We start from the raw sequence: 15,946 nt of genomic DNA on the forward strand, positions 1-15,946 counted from the left end.
TTGATTGTTAAAAGAGGCGACGTATACTTTGCGGATCTCTCACCGGTTGTCGGCTCTGAACAAGGTGGTGTTCGCCCAGTACTCGTCATACAAAATGATATTGGTAATCGATTTAGTCCGACAGTAATAGTCGCTGCTATTACTGCGCAAATTCAAAAAGCTAAACTTCCTACACATGTAGAAATAAGTGCAAAGCGATATGGCTTTGATCGTGATTCAGTTATATTACTTGAACAGGTAAGAACGATTGATAAGCAGCGTTTAACGGATAAAATTACCCACTTAGATGATGATATGATGAATCGTGTTAATGAGGCGCTCACTATTAGTATTGGTCTTATTGATTTTTAGATAACTTTATATTTTATTCCCCCGTCTTTGTGTATTTACGGGGTTTTTCTATTATGTGTAAAAATGGAAAAAAGTAATAATGTATGTAAATTGCAAGATTAAGGATAGTATAAAATTCATGATTTTTGTTATAATTTTTTTGCAAGGAACCATATTTCATGAAATAATAGTTAGAGGCACAAAATAACTGGAGGAACGTGGAATGCACTCATATATTGTATCTTTTTTAGGGGAAAATAAAGCAACTTTATTAAAAAATTGGAAAGAAGAAATAGAAAGAGTAAGAAATGAAAAACAATTGAACTCTATTTCAGAACAAGTTTATGAAAATATGAGCACAGAATTCATGCAATTTGTATTAAAGACGATTCAATCTGAGGTTCCACACTCAAGTGAAAATTTAAAAAAATTTACCGAAAAGTATATACAGGTTGGTTGGCCACTTTCTTATTTTACTAGAGGATTACAAACGTTTAGACGTGTTGTATTAAATCTTCTAATCGAGAACGAAAAAGATGTGAATCAAGTGATGGACAGCTTCAAGCATGTGGAGGATTGGTGCGACGAAATTATTCATGAGCTTGTTCATGAATATACTGGTTCGTGGGAAGATGTCTTTGAAATGCAAAAGGTTTCGTTGCTAGAACTTTCTGCACCGCTTATTCCGGTATTTGAAGGGATAACCGTTATGCCTTTAGTTGGAACAGTGGATACAGCTCGTGCAAAGCTAATCATGGAAAATCTGTTGGAGGGCGTCATTAATCATCGGTCCAATGTTGTATTAATAGATATAACGGGTGTACCTGTAGTAGATACAATGGTTGCACATCATATTATTCAAGCATCTGAAGCAGTGCGCCTAGTTGGGGCGACATGTATATTAGTTGGAATCCGTCCAGAAATTGCCCAAACAATTGTTAATTTAGGAATAGATTTGTCGAAATTCCCTACGAAAAGCTCACTTCGAAAAGGGATGGAAACAGCGTTAGAAATAAATAATAAAAAAGTTGTGGATTTGTAAGGAGGAAAAATCGTGAGAATTCCAATTTTGAAACTTCATCAATATTTATTAATAAGCATACAGGTAGAATTAGATGATCAAACTGCGCTTCAATTTCAGGAGGATCTTTTAAATAAAATTCATGAAGAAGAGTCTATTGGTGTTGTGATTGATTTGACTTCTGTGGATATGATTGACTCGTTTATTGCAAAGGTGTTAGGCGATGTTGTAGACATGTCTAATATGATGGGTGCTAAGGTAGTACTAACAGGCATCCAACCATCAGTAGCGATTACATTAATTGATATGGGAATCAAATTAGATGAAGTTCAAACCGCTTTAGACTTAGAACAGGGTCTTTCTAAACTGCAACAGGAACTGGAGGTATAATATGAAAACCCAATCCTGTGTAGAAGTAAAAAATGAATGGGGGATTGTGGCTGCAAGGCAGGCCGGGCGTACTCTTTCAAAAGAGATAGGGTTTGGAACAGTCGATCAGGCTCGAATAACGACCGCAATTTCTGAATTAGCAAGAAATATATATCTTTATGCTGACGAAGGACAAATTCTCCTCGAAGCAGTTGAAAAGCCTTTTAAAATGGGTATTAAAAAAGGAATTACTATTATTTCAAAAGATGTAGGACCTGGTATATCAGATATCCGCCAAGTAATGATGGATGGTTATACGACATCTAGTGGCCTAGGAGCTGGTTTGCCCGGAGTAAGAAGATTAATGGATGAATTTGAAATTGAATCAATTGTTGGAGAAGGAACAACTATAAGTGCTACTAAATGGCTCCGGTAGAGGTGAGATAACTTGAACCAAAATGAAGTAAATGTAGTAACAAGATATAAAGAAATACTTGAAACATTTTTAGGAAATAAAAGCGAATTAGGTTTATATCAAGCACAACAATTCAGTAAGCTATTATTAGTGGATCAAGTATCTCCTGAGGAGTTCATCGATATACATAGGGCGGTTTTGGAAGAATTATTTCCATCCATTCCTAGTAAAGTTCAAGATTCTTTTGATTTACTTCTAGAGGTTATGATGAGCTATGGCTTAGTTTATCGTGAGCACCAGATCTTAAAGCATCGTCAACAGGAGTTAGACTCTGAGATAGAAGTGGCTGCAAGCATGCAGCAGACGCTACTACCTAAAAGTGTTCCATCTGCAGAAGCTCTCGATATCGGAGTTATCAGTATACCTGCAAAGAAAATGAGTGGTGATTACTACCACTTTGTTGAAGGGGCAGATGGTACGATTGGTATAGCAATAGCTGACATCATCGGAAAAGGAATTCCAGCAGCACTGTGTATGTCGATGATTAAATACGCAATGGACAGTTTACCGCGCAGGAAGCTTAATCCAGGTGGTCTTTTAGAAAGCTTGAATGATGTGGTTGAAAAAAATATAGATGATAGCATGTTTATTACGATGATGTACGGAGAATATAACCCAACCAATCATTGTTTTCAATATGCTGGAGCAGGTCATGAGCCTGGTTTTTACTACGATTCCAAAAATGATCAATTTGAGGATTTGTATGCAAAGGGATTAGTGTTAGGTATATCGAAGGCGAGTAAATATCGCGAATATCAAAAGCAAGTAGAAGTAGGCGATTATATCGTTTTCTTATCAGATGGAGTAACGGAGTCATTTGTAAATGACCAATTCATCGAAAGAGAAGAAATCACATGTCTTTTAAGAGATTATCAAAACGGAACCGCTCAGGAAATGGTAGACGCGGTATATGCAGAGCTTGAAAGAAAACAGGAATATAATGTGAGGGATGACTTCACTTTAATTGTTATAAAAAGGAAGGTTTAAGCCATTCGTATTTCGGGTATTTAGGTTGTAGTTCATGAAACGATTTAAAGGGGGCACACGAACCATGAATTTAGAAATTCGCTTAGAACAAGATAAAAATGAGGCTTTAGTATATTTATATGGTGAAATAGATGCGTTTACAGCACCTAAACTACGTGACTCTTTATTTCCTTTAGTTGAAACTAAGGATACCGAAGTAGTCGTAAATTTAAGTGGAGTCAATTATATTGATAGTACTGGCTTAGGCGTTTTTGTTGGGGCTTTTAAAGCAACGCATAGCCATGAGAGTAAATTGCAATTAACCGCTGTTAACGAAAGAGTTTATCGACTATTTTCAATAACGGGATTGGATGAAGTGATAGATATAGTACCAGAGGAAAAGGAGGGAGCAAAATGAGTCAGCAATCGGTCGATCACATTGAGATGAAGTTACCGGCTAAAGCTGAATATGTCGGTGTTGTGAGACTAACCGTTTCTGGTATTGCTAATCGCCTAGGCTTCACTTATGACGATATTGAGGATATCAAAATAGCTGTAGCTGAGGCCTGTACGAATGTTGTAACACATGCATATGCGGAAGAAGGTATCCTTAATGTAGCTTTCCATATTCATAATGATGAAAAATTAGAAATTATAGTTTCTGATAAAGGACAAAGCTTCGATATAAACGGACTTAGAGAGCAAATAGGGCCAGTAGACGCTAACAGACCAATAGAAGACCTAAAAGAAGGAGGTCTTGGTCTATATCTCATTAATACCTTAATGGATAAAGTGGAAATTCATGATCAGTCAGGAATTATTTTGATCATGACCAAATACATGCAAGGGGATGAGGTGGAACAGCATGTCGATGGAATCCCGCCCGCAAGAACCGAACAAAGATAAGGTATATGAATGGATTAGAAAGTATCAGCAGGATGGAGATGAAGAGGTACAAACCGATTTAGTCAAGCACTATGAGGGGCTTGTGCGCTCTTTGGCTCGTAAGTTTTCTAAGGGAAAAGAATATGATGACGACCTTTTTCAAGTAGGAATGTTAGGACTGTTAGCGGCTATAAATCGTTATGACGATGAGTATGGTCGAAGCTTTGAGTCATTTGCTGTTCCTACCATTGTAGGTGAAATTAAACGGTTTATTCGCGATAAAACTTGGAGTGTCCATGTTCCTAGAAGGATTAAAGAACTTGGTCCTAAAATTAAAAAGGCAGTCGATGAATTAACGACTTCTTTACAGCGTTCACCTCTTGTTCATGAAATTGCTGCTCATTTGGATGTGACCGAAGAGGAAGTATTAGAAACGATGGAAATGAGTAAAAGTTACCAAGCATTATCTGTAAATCGTTCTTTAGAAGCAGACCAAGAAGGTGGAGAAGTAACGATACTTGACCTGGTTGGTAACGATGATGATGGGTATGAGCAAACCGATCAAAGGTTATTATTAGAGAAAGCCTTTGAAGTGTTAAATGACCGGGAGAAACAAATTTTACACTTTACTTATTATGAAAATTTAAGTCAAAAGGAGACCGGGGAGCGATTGGATATATCTCAAATGCATGTTTCTAGATTGCAAAGACGTGCGATTGAGAAATTAAGAGAATCTATCCGTGTAGCGCCATCGGAGATTTTATAATGATTTCTTATTTTGAAAATAACCACCTAGATGTGGCCGCTTTTCAACAATCGAAGGATGAAAAACAATATTGTGGAGATGGATATGTCGTCATAACCGAAGATGATTTTGCACTCTGTGCGGTTGTTGATGGGCTCGGAAGCGGTAAAGGTGCTTTTGAATCAGCAGAAGCGGTACTAGAAGAAGTGAAAAAGAATATTCGTATGTCCTTGGACCTCATATTAGAATCCTGTAATAAACAACTTCTCGGCAAACGAGGAGCAGTAGTGACTTTATTAAAAATTGATTTTATTAAGAAAGAGTTTCATTATAGCAATATGGGCAATGTTGGATTTGCACTTTATTATCCAAATGGGGAGGTCATTCAGCCTATTCCTCAAAGAGGATACTTATCTGGACATAAAAAGCCTTTTTCAATGAAAAGCTTTCCCTATGAAAAAAATAGTACTTTTATGATGTACACGGATGGAATAAAATCCCCTCCTAATAAAAAACAGCTTCTTGAATTAGACAGTCTAAAAAGGGGAGCGTCAGCTTTATTTAAAGCAGTAAAAGATGTACACGATGATATGACTTTATTAATCGGAAAATTGCATTAATTTTCACATAGCTTAATAAGAAATGAGAGCTCTTGGCATGTAGATGTCTAGAGTTTTTTCTTTATGAAGAAATACCTAATGCAAATGACAGGAAATGTATTTTACTATTATATATGCTATCATAACAGTATTCATGTTTTGCGAAGAGGTGACATAATGGAAGGCGAAAAAAGAGAGGGTATTATTGAAATAATCTCAACTGAACAAAAAGTTCAGAAGAAATACGTAGAAAATTTAATTCAATTGGTAGAAGAGGGAAATACAGTTCCTTTTATTGCTCGTTATCGAAAGGAATTGACCGGAGGCTTGGACGAGGTCCAAATTCGTGATATTGTCGATCATTGGCAGTATGCAAATCAATTAGAAACTAGAAAAAAAGAAGTCATTCGACTCATTCAAGAACAGGAAAAATTAACTCCGGAACTCCAGAAAAAAATAGTACAAGCAAAGAAATTGCAAGAAATAGAAGATTTATATCGCCCTTATAAACAAAAAAGAAGAACTAAAGCGACGGTTGCGAAAGAAAAAGAGCTAGAGCCTTTTGCCCAGTGGTTATTTAAGCTGCCAAAAGATGGCGATGTGGAGATGGAAGCACAAGCTTATCTTAGTGAGGAGCATCAATTAACTGAAGTAGAACAAGTGATTGATGGCGCCAAAGACATAATAGCTGAATGGATTTCGGACGAACCAGAATATCGAAAATGGATTCGTGAATTAGGATTTCGTGAGGGTAAGGTAGAGTCGGCTGTCAAGGATCAGGATGCAGATGAAAAAGGTGTCTTTGAAATGTACTATCAATATGAAGAGCCGATCCGTTCTATTGTACCCCACCGAGTACTAGCATTAAACAGAGGGGAAAAAGAGGGAATTCTACGTGTGAAGCTTGTTCTACCGGTTGAAAAAATAGTAGCTCAACTACATAAAACGATATTGACCTCTGCAACTGTAGCAAAAGAGTTTGTTCTGCAAGCAATTGAGGATAGCTATAAGCGTTTGATCGAACCGTCTATTGAGAGAGAGCTGAGACAAGAGTTAACAACAAAGGCAGAAGAGCAGGCTATTCATATTTTCGCTGAAAATTTAAAGCATCTGCTTCTTCAACCGCCTATTAAAGAAAAGATTGTACTTGGAGTAGACCCTGCTTATAGAACAGGGTGTAAATTAGCGGTAGTCGATTCCACAGGTAAGGTATTAGATATTGCTGTTATTTATCCAACCCCTCCTAAAAACGAGGTGGAAGCCTCTAAAAAGGTCGTTAAACAATTGATTAGTAAGCATGGAGTTAATTTAATTGCAATTGGAAACGGGACAGCTTCCCGTGAAACTGAACAATTCATAGCTGATTTATTAAATGAAATTCCGGAATCTATTTATTATTTGATTGTAAATGAGGCTGGGGCAAGTGTTTATTCGGCATCTGATTTAGGTCGAGCTGAATTTCCTAACTTTAAAGTGGAAGAAAGAAGTGCTGTTTCGATTGCTCGCCGTATTCAAGATCCTTTAGCTGAGCTTGTAAAGATTGACCCTAAATCAGTTGGGGTAGGTCAGTATCAGCATGATGTTTCTCAGAAAAAGCTATCAGAATCCTTAACCTTTATAGTCGAAACGGTCGTGAACCAAGTAGGTGTCAATGTGAATACGGCATCTGTTTCTTTATTACAGTATGTAGCAGGGCTGTCAAAAACAGTCGCTACTAATATTGTTAAAAAAAGAGAAGAGGATGGTCGCTTCTTAAACAGGAAGCAGCTGAAAAAAATCCCGAGGCTTGGAGCCAAAACCTATGAACAATGTATTGGATTTTTAAGAATTCCTAACGCAGAAAATCCTCTTGATCAAACGGCGATTCACCCAGAAGCTTATGACGCAACAAAAGAACTGCTATTAAAAACAGAGCTTCAATTAGATTTTCTTGGCACAGAAGAAATGAAAACGAAGTTAGAACAGTTAAATTTACACACAATAGCAGAAGAATTAAATATTGGATTGCCAACCGTAAAGGATATGGTAGATAGCTTAATAAAGCCTACTCGTGATCCGCGTGATGAGGTTGCCAAACCATTACTAAAGCAAGGTGTTATGCAGCTAGAGGATTTACTAGTTGGAATGGAATTACAAGGTACGGTTCGTAATGTTGTCGACTTTGGAGCATTTATCGACGTTGGTGTGAAGCAAGACGGCTTAGTTCATATCTCCAAGCTTGCCAACCGTTTTGTCAAGCACCCACTTGAGGTTGTGGCTGTTGGTGAAATTGTAACGGTATGGGTTGAAGGGGTAGATGTGCAAAAAGGTAGAGTTTCCTTAACGATGCTTCAGCCAGAAAAACAAGTAGTGATGAATTAATTGAATCAAATCACCTGTTAGAAAAGGAGAATCGGGGAGATAAGAACATGACATGTTCTCCTCGATTTTTCAATTTATAGCCAAAACGGATCGATAATAAAGCTTACAAGGCTAAATGGAATAAATGAGAGTTTAATTGGACAGGTTAGAAGCCTTACTCTTTATTTTGCTTAGCTTCTTGCTCCGCTTTTTTTTGATAATAAAACCAGCATTGGTTTAATATCTTGATTTGGTATTCATTCTTTTCGGCATATGCTTTTTGCAGTTGATTGATTAACCAAGTAGGCATGATCGCCAACCCCTTATTTAATATGTTAATATAAACAGTATATGAGCAATGGTTTGTCAATGTTTATAAAAGTTATGAGAAAGTAAAAGGTGAGGGGAATTGGAGCAAAAAGAGTTACAAAAATTAGTAGAAGATTTATCGATTCAATTTTTCAAACGTCCATTTATTCATGAGGCACGATTTAATCATCGCCTAAGAACAACAGGTGGTCGATATTTGCTACGTTCCCACGACATAGAAATTAATCCGAAGCAGTGGAGTCATTTTGGTGAGGAGGCATTAATCGGCATTATAAAGCATGAGTTATGTCATTACCATTTACACATTTTAAAAAAGGGATACAAGCATAGTGATCGCGATTTCCAAGAGCTTCTACAACAAGTTGATGGGTCGCGTTATTGTGAACACATTCCAGGAACAGGAAATCGTTCTAATGCTTTTATTCTTTATCAATGTCAATCCTGTGAGCTTATCTATAAGAGAAAAAGGCAAATTAATACTTCGAAATATGTTTGTGGAAAATGTTCAGGAAAGCTAAAAAAATTATTGAAAAATAGTTGATTAAACCGTTTGCCTATGCTATATTATAGAAGTCGCTAAATTAGTGATGAAAAAATACATATAACAACTTGAATTAATACAAGCCTTTATGCTATATTATAAAAGTTGTGAATTTTATTCCACAGTAGCTCAGTGGTAGAGCAATCGGCTGTTAACCGATCGGTCGTAGGTTCGAGTCCTACCTGTGGAGCCACGGAGAAGTACCCAAGTGGCTGAAGGGGCGCCCCTGCTAAGGGTGTAGGTCGCGCGAGCGGCGCGAGGGTTCAAATCCCTCCTTCTCCGCCATTATTTTTTTTTTTGGCCCGTTGGTCAAGCGGTTAAGACACCGCCCTTTCACGGCGGTAACACGGGTTCGAATCCCGTACGGGTCACCATATATAACTCTTACTGCGATGTTTCATAGTTTATGTGACTAGAAACGCAGTTTTGTTATTTACAGAGAAATTCTTGCAAAGTGGACGAGTTGTGAATGACCGTTTGCGAATAGAAGGTTTTTTGAAAGAAGAAGCGTACTCTGTACGTGACTGAATGAAAATAAAGAAGTGAGCGAAGAGATTCGCCGCACTCAAAAGACCGTTTTGCGAAGAGAAGCAAGAAGGTCGAAGAACACTAGTTTTTGAAAGAAGGAGCGTACTCCGTACGTGACTGAATGAAAATAAAGAAGTGAGCGAAGAGATTCGCAGCATCGAAAAAGACTGTTTTGCGAAGAGAAGCAAGAAGGTCGAAGAGCACGAGTTTTTGAAAGAGGGAGCGTACTCCGTACGTGAATGAATGAAAATAAAGAAGTGAGCGAAGAGATTCGCCGCATCGAAAAAGACTGTTTTGCGAAGAGAAGCAAGAAGGTCGAAGAGCACGAGTTTTTGAAAGAGGGAGCGTACTCCGTACGTGACTGATTGAAAATAAAGAAGTGGACGAAGAGATTCGCCGCTTATCTGAAGCAAAAATGGAGGATTAGCTCAGCTGGGAGAGCACCTGCCTTACAAGCAGGGGGTCGGCGGTTCGATCCCGTCATCCTCCACCATTTTACTTAATAAAAAATGGTCCGGTAGTTCAGTTGGTTAGAATGCCTGCCTGTCACGCAGGAGGTCGCGGGTTCGAGTCCCGTCCGGACCGCCATTTTACTTTTCGCGGGTGTGGCGGAATTGGCAGACGCGCTAGACTTAGGATCTAGTGTCTTATGACGTGGGGGTTCAAGTCCCTTCACCCGCACTTTTCACAAAGTGCTTTTTTTTATGTAACGAGCGGTTGTGGCGGAATGGCAGACGCGCTAGGTTGAGGGCCTAGTGGGAGTTAAATCCCGTGGAAGTTCGAGTCTTCTCAACCGCATTATATGTAACTTAGTAACACCAAGGCTTTTAGAGCTTTGGTTTTTTTTGTTTGTATATAAGATATATAATTTAACTCTATATGATGAAAAAATAATTCGAATAAACCTGTAACGAAATCAATTTTGAATAGTTATATATATGAAAGGGGAGATGAAATGGAGTTTGAACAACTATACGCTAAACATTTCAAAGAAATTCATTTGTTTTTAAGATCCTTATGTAACGATGACTATTTAGCGGAAGAGATTACACAAGAAACTTTCTATAAAGTTCTAAAATCAATAGATCAATTTGATGGTTCTAAAGATTTTAAAGCTTGGATATACACGATAGCTAAAAATACATACTTTACTTATTACAAAAAAAAGAAAAAGGAAGTTGATGAGGATCTCACTAACCATCTAATTCATGAAGTTGATTTTCTACAAAAGCTGTCAAATGAGGAAGACGCTTTTTTAGTTCATCAGTTTCTGCATCAAATGAACGAACCATATAAAGAGGTGTTTTCTCTCCGTACCTTTGGTGAGCTACCCTATGAAAATATAGGAAGATTGTTTGGGAAAAGTTCAAGTTGGGCTAGAGTTACTTTCTACAGAGCTAAAAAGCAAGTTATTAATTATATGGAGGGAATAGATAATGAATGAAAGTAACGTTAAATGCGAAATTATAAAAGATGTATTACCTCTCTTTATAGATGGGGTTGTTAGCTTAGAAACTAAAAGTATGGTGGAGAATCATTTGCTTAATTGTGAAAAGTGTAAACAGGAATATGAAGAAATGAGTAAAGAGGTAGTCATACCTCCAAATACAGATAACTCTATGTTGAAACAATTTAAAGAAAACTCCCGAAAGAAAAAAATTAAGTTTGCACTTGCAGCTTCATTAATTACAGCCATGGTTTTCATGAGTGTGTATTGGTTTGTATTTAATTTTGAGCGTGTAATACCTTATTCAAATTCTTTATTTAGTATAGAGACAGATAATAATAACCAAATCTATTTACAGTATAGTGGAAATAACTATTATGGTACCCATGAAGCTTATTCTATTCCAATCGATATTAACGGAGCATCAAAAAATGTTAGCTTTATATACTTTACTCAAACATTAGCCGAATCACCGTCTAGTAAACTTCTTGGTAAAAGCAAAGAGACAGAAACTATTTATAAATTCTCAGAGAGTGACCAAATCGATGCTATCTATTATGTGGATTTTGATACAGACTTAACCAACTTAGTAGATGATAGGGAAACAATTGTGGAAAGGGCAGACTTGTTGTGGGAAAGGTGAAAACTAAGAAAAAGGATATAGGCGGCAAAAAAAGAGGCGAATAAGTAATAATAGTATTTATTGTTCGAAATTCAATGATGGGATATAATTACAATAAGATTATAAGTGCTGATAATAAAGAGGTTTTTAGGTTCACCAATTCTTCACCACGATAATTAAAAAATGGACGTTTTTATATGAAATGGGCACAAGTGGGTGTAAGTTGTGCGTGTTTGCAGGAGATAACACGTGTCCACGGCATTGAGGGATTAGTAGGAGTTAAATTCCGTGGAAGTTCGAGTCTTCTCTGCTCAACCGCATATGAAAGAAAAGAAAAGTACTGAGGCGAATGTAGAGGCTTTAGTACTTTTTTTATAGATTTTAATAAGGTAATTCAATATTCTTAAACTAATTCTAGTCCTCAATTATTGAGGACTAGAATTAGAAATTACAGTGTGACTGATGAAATGTTGTTAAAAGAGAGTAGTGATGTTCATCTAACAACTATATCATCACTATTAATTAAAAGGGCTTGATCATTAGTGATTGGTAAAAGGTCTAATTTTGTATTATAGTATTCAATTATTTTTTTTGTTGCATCATTAAAGTATTCATTTCCAAAATGAGGAATAAGATATTGTTGAATCTGATTTAGTCCTGTGAAATTTGTAAGGTTCGGTGCCTGGGTCTTATCATCCATAAATGCCACATATTCAATATTAGGAGACATTACTATTGATCCAGCTGATTCACCAATATATAATTTACCTTTTTTAATCTGTTCGATTAGTAATTTGTCTGAACCAGTTTTAACTAGTTCTTGTAGTAAGAAAAAGGTATTGCCTCCAGATACATAAATATAATCATTTTTAGATAGCTTTTCTTCAATTTCAGAAGGCGAAGCAATCGATATATCCAGAATTTCTGCCGTTATACCTAAGTTTTTAAATGCTACTTTCGCGGAATCTACATAATGTGTGATAACTTCAGGAGTACTCGCAGTTGGAATAAAGGTTACGACCTTTCCATTGGGATCTTCGTCAATAAATTCACTAAATAAATCTACTGTATCTGCAAATGATGAGGATAAGAACATTTTCATGTTAAATCAAACTCCTTAAGTGATTATGCTTTGTATAGAACGTACGATCTTATTATATTGAAAAATAATCTCTTAATCAACTACCACGTAAAGGAATGCGTTATATGTTCAATCATTAATAGTGCATTCTATTAAGATTTTAGAAAACGAATAACAAAAGGGGGGGAGTAACGTATTGTTCATAGTCATATAAGTTATTAATAAATGAATTGGAGGATGCATGCATGAGATATTTTTACTACTAGTATTTCTCATAAGTGGTTTATTGTTTATTGTAGCTAAAATCCAATTTTTGATTTTGATATCTTTGAGAATACGGGTTTAAATAATCGCCTAAACTATTAGTTAAGTGGGATAATTATAGCGTCCTTAACATTTAATTTTAAATTACCTATTTCAAGTAGCAGAGGATTAAGTAATTTAAATCTTAAGCGTAAGGGAGAAATTTTATATTTATGAAGTGGAAGGTGGGAATACGTTGGGACTGTAGGAATAATAACAGTTTTAAATATGGGATTGTGCTTTTTATTCAAATGAGTAATTTAGAGAAATGAGGGCGTATTATTGATAGGTTCGACTCCTTTAAAACTTTTATCAATTTAACGTTTAATAATTACTAAAAAATCAATCTTAATATCATCTAATTTATTTTTTGCCTGTCATCTCATTCTTAAAAAGAAATAAGAGCTTTCCTTATTGAAGAAAAGCCCAGCTAGCGCCAAAAATGAAAAAGCTTTTATCTTATTGGAAAACCCAACAAGAATTTTTATCTTTAATAAAATTTAAAAGCTTATGACTCTTAAACCCATAAGTATTATGACTATCAGTAAAACAATCCCTACAAGGAACAGTAATATGCTTTTAGTCCCTTTTTTTCTTCTCACATTACTGCTCTCCATAATTCCCATCATAATTAACGCAATTACCCCTTTAGTTACATAGAAGGGGTGAAAATTGTAAGCAGTAACCAAAACCCCACCTGAAATTACCATAACAATAAAAAATAGCCGTAATGCAAACTGTGTTAAATCTCCTGCTTTAACCTTTTGTTTGGAGTATAAAATGTAGGAAGTGAGAAAAAGAATCACAATGAATATCCATGAACTTTGGTGAATTTTAAGAAATAGATTTAGATTGTCTGAAAAAAAGTCCATTGATTACTACCTCACTCTTATTTATATTTTAGTTTTACGGATTATTATTTCTGCGATTACTAAGTTAATTGTAAATGACGACCATACAGCAAGAGTATAAGCATCGCCATAGTCAAATCCCAAAGCATTATGAAAAATAGCTACGACAACATATATAGTTAAGTTCGCGAATGTTATCATAAAACTCCGCAGCATCCATTTTCTATGGTGACTAATTTGTTTCTTTTTAATAAATAGGTAACCACTTATTGTAGTAACGAGCCAAAGCGTGTTTAGGATTAGAAAACCAATAATGCTTAGGAAGCCACCGTTAGCAAAGAATGACACATAATATCCGGGTATCATGTTTAAAAGTATAGAAAGAATGTATATTCTACCGTTCCAACGGTGAACATATGGTACTTTGTTTCGTACTCGTTTAGACAATCCTAGCGGACCTGTGATTAAAGCTACAATGGCTAAAACAATATGAATTTGTATCATTACCTTCCACAGGTTCACATTAGCCAATGTAGTGTCTTTATTCCCTAAAAAAGTTGTGAATTCTGGGTCAACTATAAAGTTTTTTGATGCTGTATGAAGAATCCACATTAAAGATATAACAGTTAAGGTGATAATGATTGTTTTTCGATTCATAATACAAAAGCCCCATCTACAAATAATTTGTAAAACCTAACAAGCCAATATTACTGAACTCGTTTTCCAATAAACTTAGAAGAAATTAGCCCGGCTTTCGCTACTCCTTTTAACTGATTTTCTAACTTATTGACCTCGAATTTTAGTTTTAACGACATTGGTTTTTTAACTTTTTGTGTCCAAGTTATGTTTTTATTGTTCACATGAATATCTTCAAGAATGGATACATTCGTTATATCTGTTCGGTCAGTGGCTGTACCTGTCAAAACTCCTTCTTTATTTATAAATGTATAAATAAACTGCATTTTACCGACAGGAGTTGATATGAAAACTTCCCAATCACCCAAAATATCATGTTGATTTAAATTTACATTTGTCTCACTTTGATTAAAAGCATCTTCTTCCTGTGTAGTTGATAATAAGATTGGTTCTACTCCTTCATTTTTCCATACAGTACCTCTTTTTTCGTATTGAAAAAATTGTTCAACCTCATGCGCAATACGTGGACCTAATTCCCTTTCAACTACATAAAGAGCTAAGTCCAATCCAGAAGTTACCCCAGCACCTGATATGATGTCACCATCATCTACTACTCTTGCATTTATTGGGATGGCCCCAGTAGCAGATAATAAGTCCATTCCCATATAATGAGTAACAACATGGCGACCTTCTAATACTCCGGTCATAGCCATAAGTAATGAACCTCCACAAACAGATGTTACTAAAATTTCTGGATTATTAATTGCTTTAGTTATTTGTTCTCTAAGTCCTGATTCCGAGGCTCTCCTTAATTTCATTGGAACTGAGTTTGGATCATTTTCGTCTATACTTCCTGAAGCACCAGGGATTAAGACGATTCCTTTCTTTGATAAGTCTAGTTTATTGCTCACAGTAAGGGGATAATCGTTAATTCCACTTAAGACGTATTCTTCCTTATCAGATCCTACAAACTCAACTATGATTTTCTCAGAAGTATACATCGAAGCTGCACTAAATACCTCATAAGGAGCAATAGCGTCTAATAAATCTACACCTTCAAACAACACAATTTGAATATTCATTATGGCACCTCTTATTAGATAGATTAAGACCGAACCGTCCGGTCCGATTTGATTATAACAATATTATTACTAGTAATACAATCATTTTATAGTTTTATTTATTTGTAAAACTATATAAAAGTACCTGCATATATTTTATGTTTGAATAGATGTGTTCATTATTTAATGTTAACCTGCTAGTCATTATTGCCCCTTCCATTGATGATAGAATATAAGATGCCAGTGAATTAGGGTCCGTTTCCTGCGAAAATTCTCCACTATCTTTTCCCTCACTAATAATCGCTGATACAAATTCTCTCATCTCTTGGAAGGCTATTGACATGATTTGTTTTAGCTCAGGAAAAGTTGAATCACTTTCAACAGCAGTATTAAGCAATGGGCAACCTCCTTCAATTGGTGGATTGTGGACTGCATCTAAGTAAATTTCTGATATTGCAATAATTTTTTCTGTTGCGGTCCCTTTTCCTTTGATAGCATTTTGCATATATGACCATATAATTGACCCAGCTTTCTCATAAGCAGCTAGAGCGATGTCATTTTTATTTTTAAATCTACGATATATAGCCCCCTTGGGTAAGGAAGTAATATCCATAATATCTTGAATGGATGTTTGATGAATTCCTTTTGTATTAAATAAGAATAGCGATTTATCAATAATTAAATTGTATGTATTATCTTTTTTATTCACAGCAACTACCTCCATACTAATGTTTTCATTCTCTAAATATGAATTTAATTATCCCTGCTTAATTCTAATCCTTAATCCTTATCGTTACAAGTCTACAATAGTTAGAT

At 35.7% G+C, this 15,946-nt stretch carries 19 protein-coding genes and 7 tRNA genes; 20 read left to right on the forward strand and 6 right to left on the reverse strand.

Going from position 1 to position 15,946, the window contains the following annotated elements; translation table 11 throughout:
* The 10 genes from AZF04_RS03315 to AZF04_RS03360 all read left to right on the forward strand — a co-directional run bounded on the left by AZF04_RS03315 (position 1) and on the right by AZF04_RS03360 (position 7,751).
* Positions 1 to 351, forward strand: a complete 351-nt coding sequence (locus AZF04_RS03315; protein WP_061947563.1) for a type II toxin-antitoxin system PemK/MazF family toxin — start codon at positions 1 to 3, stop codon at positions 349 to 351.
* A gap of 202 nt (positions 352 to 553) precedes the next feature.
* Positions 554 to 1,372 (forward strand): RsbT co-antagonist protein RsbRA, encoded by an 819-nt coding sequence (locus tag AZF04_RS03320; RefSeq protein ID WP_061947564.1) that lies wholly within the window; start codon positions 554 to 556, stop codon positions 1,370 to 1,372.
* Positions 1,373 to 1,384: 12 nt separating this feature from the next.
* Positions 1,385 to 1,741, forward strand: coding sequence for an STAS domain-containing protein (locus AZF04_RS03325; protein ID WP_045482297.1), 357 nt, complete (start codon positions 1,385 to 1,387; stop codon positions 1,739 to 1,741).
* A gap of 1 nt (position 1,742) precedes the next feature.
* Complete coding sequence (locus AZF04_RS03330; protein WP_061947565.1) at positions 1,743 to 2,156, forward strand: anti-sigma regulatory factor; 414 nt, start codon at positions 1,743 to 1,745, stop codon at positions 2,154 to 2,156.
* A 12-nt stretch (positions 2,157 to 2,168) separates the two neighbouring features.
* Entirely contained in the window at positions 2,169 to 3,182 is a 1,014-nt protein-coding gene (locus AZF04_RS03335; RefSeq protein ID WP_045482293.1) for a PP2C family protein-serine/threonine phosphatase, read from the forward strand.
* A gap of 64 nt (positions 3,183 to 3,246) precedes the next feature.
* Positions 3,247 to 3,579, forward strand: coding sequence for an STAS domain-containing protein (locus tag AZF04_RS03340; RefSeq protein ID WP_061947566.1), 333 nt, complete (start codon positions 3,247 to 3,249; stop codon positions 3,577 to 3,579).
* Positions 3,576 to 4,067, forward strand: a complete 492-nt coding sequence (gene rsbW, locus AZF04_RS03345) for an anti-sigma B factor RsbW (RefSeq protein ID WP_045482287.1) — start codon at positions 3,576 to 3,578, stop codon at positions 4,065 to 4,067. The genes AZF04_RS03340 and rsbW overlap by 4 nt, the downstream gene beginning before the upstream one ends.
* Complete coding sequence (gene sigB / locus AZF04_RS03350) at positions 4,027 to 4,812, forward strand: RNA polymerase sigma factor SigB (protein ID WP_045482284.1); 786 nt, start codon at positions 4,027 to 4,029, stop codon at positions 4,810 to 4,812. The genes rsbW and sigB overlap by 41 nt, the downstream gene beginning before the upstream one ends.
* Positions 4,812 to 5,411: a PP2C family serine/threonine-protein phosphatase gene (locus AZF04_RS03355; protein ID WP_045482281.1), complete on the forward strand. Its 600-nt coding sequence runs from the start codon at positions 4,812 to 4,814 to the stop codon at positions 5,409 to 5,411. The genes sigB and AZF04_RS03355 overlap by 1 nt, the downstream gene beginning before the upstream one ends.
* A gap of 156 nt (positions 5,412 to 5,567) precedes the next feature.
* Positions 5,568 to 7,751 carry a Tex family protein gene (locus tag AZF04_RS03360; RefSeq protein WP_061947567.1) on the forward strand — a complete coding sequence of 728 codons (2,184 nt, stop codon included), beginning with the start codon at positions 5,568 to 5,570 and terminating at the stop codon, positions 7,749 to 7,751.
* Positions 7,752 to 7,905: 154 nt separating this feature from the next.
* Here the strand turns inward: AZF04_RS03360 and cmpA are convergent, their stop codons facing one another.
* Positions 7,906 to 8,040 carry a cortex morphogenetic protein CmpA gene (gene cmpA / locus AZF04_RS20920; protein ID WP_153017204.1) on the reverse strand — a complete coding sequence of 45 codons (135 nt, stop codon included), beginning with the start codon at positions 8,038 to 8,040 and terminating at the stop codon, positions 7,906 to 7,908.
* Between the two features lie 99 nt (positions 8,041 to 8,139).
* Here cmpA and AZF04_RS03365 point away from each other — a divergent pair, with 99 nt between their 5' ends.
* The 10 genes from AZF04_RS03365 (at position 8,140) to AZF04_RS03410 (ending at position 11,219) form a co-directional block, all read left to right on the forward strand.
* Positions 8,140 to 8,601, forward strand: coding sequence for a SprT family protein (locus tag AZF04_RS03365; protein ID WP_061947568.1), 462 nt, complete (start codon positions 8,140 to 8,142; stop codon positions 8,599 to 8,601).
* A gap of 118 nt (positions 8,602 to 8,719) precedes the next feature.
* Positions 8,720 to 8,794, forward strand: a tRNA-Asn gene (locus tag AZF04_RS03370).
* Position 8,795: 1 nt separating this feature from the next.
* A tRNA-Ser gene (locus AZF04_RS03375) sits at positions 8,796 to 8,886 on the forward strand.
* A gap of 14 nt (positions 8,887 to 8,900) precedes the next feature.
* Positions 8,901 to 8,975: transfer RNA gene (locus tag AZF04_RS03380), tRNA-Glu, on the forward strand.
* A gap of 571 nt (positions 8,976 to 9,546) precedes the next feature.
* Positions 9,547 to 9,622 (forward strand) — tRNA-Val (locus AZF04_RS03385).
* A gap of 18 nt (positions 9,623 to 9,640) precedes the next feature.
* Positions 9,641 to 9,717, forward strand: a tRNA-Asp gene (locus AZF04_RS03390).
* An 11-nt stretch (positions 9,718 to 9,728) separates the two neighbouring features.
* A tRNA-Leu gene (locus AZF04_RS03395) sits at positions 9,729 to 9,810 on the forward strand.
* A 32-nt stretch (positions 9,811 to 9,842) separates the two neighbouring features.
* A tRNA-Leu gene (locus tag AZF04_RS03400) sits at positions 9,843 to 9,927 on the forward strand.
* A gap of 157 nt (positions 9,928 to 10,084) precedes the next feature.
* Positions 10,085 to 10,573, forward strand: coding sequence for an RNA polymerase sigma factor (locus AZF04_RS03405; RefSeq protein WP_061947569.1), 489 nt, complete (start codon positions 10,085 to 10,087; stop codon positions 10,571 to 10,573).
* The gene (locus AZF04_RS03410) at positions 10,566 to 11,219 is read left to right on the forward strand and encodes a zf-HC2 domain-containing protein (RefSeq protein ID WP_061947570.1); all 654 of its coding nucleotides are present in this window, start codon (positions 10,566 to 10,568) and stop codon (positions 11,217 to 11,219) included. The genes AZF04_RS03405 and AZF04_RS03410 overlap by 8 nt, the downstream gene beginning before the upstream one ends.
* Before the next feature lie 472 nt (positions 11,220 to 11,691).
* On the opposite strand, the gene AZF04_RS03415 is transcribed toward AZF04_RS03410, so the two are convergent.
* From AZF04_RS03415 to AZF04_RS03435, 5 genes are all read right to left on the reverse strand, one after another.
* Entirely contained in the window at positions 11,692 to 12,300 is a 609-nt protein-coding gene (locus AZF04_RS03415) for a Type 1 glutamine amidotransferase-like domain-containing protein (protein WP_061947571.1), read from the reverse strand.
* 782 nt (positions 12,301 to 13,082) lie between these two features.
* Complete coding sequence (locus tag AZF04_RS22000; RefSeq protein WP_061947572.1) at positions 13,083 to 13,454, reverse strand: DUF1516 family protein; 372 nt, start codon at positions 13,452 to 13,454, stop codon at positions 13,083 to 13,085.
* A 21-nt stretch (positions 13,455 to 13,475) separates the two neighbouring features.
* Positions 13,476 to 14,090 (reverse strand): DUF2306 domain-containing protein, encoded by a 615-nt coding sequence (locus tag AZF04_RS03425; RefSeq protein WP_061947573.1) that lies wholly within the window; start codon positions 14,088 to 14,090, stop codon positions 13,476 to 13,478.
* 50 nt (positions 14,091 to 14,140) lie between these two features.
* Positions 14,141 to 15,151: a DJ-1/PfpI family protein gene (locus tag AZF04_RS03430; RefSeq protein ID WP_061947574.1), complete on the reverse strand. Its 1,011-nt coding sequence runs from the start codon at positions 15,149 to 15,151 to the stop codon at positions 14,141 to 14,143.
* A 94-nt stretch (positions 15,152 to 15,245) separates the two neighbouring features.
* Positions 15,246 to 15,839, reverse strand: a complete 594-nt coding sequence (locus AZF04_RS03435) for a TetR/AcrR family transcriptional regulator (RefSeq protein ID WP_235599913.1) — start codon at positions 15,837 to 15,839, stop codon at positions 15,246 to 15,248.
* Positions 15,840 to 15,946: the final 107 nt, after the last annotated feature.

Origin of the sequence: Alkalihalobacillus trypoxylicola, from assembly GCF_001590785.1 — a bacterium.
In the GTDB taxonomy this organism is placed as follows: Bacteria; Bacillota; Bacilli; order Bacillales; family Bacillaceae_D; genus Alkalihalobacillus; species Alkalihalobacillus trypoxylicola.

What these genes read in the sequence shown, in the direction of transcription:
- rsbW (WP_045482287.1), top strand. Translation starts at nt 3,576, where the DNA reads ATGAGTCAGCAATCGGTCGATCACATTGAGATGAAGTTACCGGCTAAA.
- AZF04_RS03415 (WP_061947571.1), bottom strand. Translation starts at nt 12,300, where the DNA reads ATGAAAATGTTCTTATCCTCATCATTTGCAGATACAGTAGATTTATTT.
- AZF04_RS03410 (WP_061947570.1), top strand. Translation starts at nt 10,566, where the DNA reads ATGAATGAAAGTAACGTTAAATGCGAAATTATAAAAGATGTATTACCT.
- AZF04_RS22000 (WP_061947572.1), bottom strand. Translation starts at nt 13,454, where the DNA reads ATGGACTTTTTTTCAGACAATCTAAATCTATTTCTTAAAATTCACCAA.
- AZF04_RS03320 (WP_061947564.1), top strand. Translation starts at nt 554, where the DNA reads ATGCACTCATATATTGTATCTTTTTTAGGGGAAAATAAAGCAACTTTA.
- AZF04_RS03430 (WP_061947574.1), bottom strand. Translation starts at nt 15,151, where the DNA reads ATGAATATTCAAATTGTGTTGTTTGAAGGTGTAGATTTATTAGACGCT.
- sigB (WP_045482284.1), top strand. Translation starts at nt 4,027, where the DNA reads ATGTCGATGGAATCCCGCCCGCAAGAACCGAACAAAGATAAGGTATAT.
- cmpA (WP_153017204.1), bottom strand. Translation starts at nt 8,040, where the DNA reads ATGCCTACTTGGTTAATCAATCAACTGCAAAAAGCATATGCCGAAAAG.
- AZF04_RS03405 (WP_061947569.1), top strand. Translation starts at nt 10,085, where the DNA reads ATGGAGTTTGAACAACTATACGCTAAACATTTCAAAGAAATTCATTTG.
- AZF04_RS03355 (WP_045482281.1), top strand. Translation starts at nt 4,812, where the DNA reads ATGATTTCTTATTTTGAAAATAACCACCTAGATGTGGCCGCTTTTCAA.
- AZF04_RS03330 (WP_061947565.1), top strand. Translation starts at nt 1,743, where the DNA reads ATGAAAACCCAATCCTGTGTAGAAGTAAAAAATGAATGGGGGATTGTG.
- AZF04_RS03425 (WP_061947573.1), bottom strand. Translation starts at nt 14,090, where the DNA reads ATGAATCGAAAAACAATCATTATCACCTTAACTGTTATATCTTTAATG.
- AZF04_RS03340 (WP_061947566.1), top strand. Translation starts at nt 3,247, where the DNA reads ATGAATTTAGAAATTCGCTTAGAACAAGATAAAAATGAGGCTTTAGTA.
- AZF04_RS03360 (WP_061947567.1), top strand. Translation starts at nt 5,568, where the DNA reads ATGGAAGGCGAAAAAAGAGAGGGTATTATTGAAATAATCTCAACTGAA.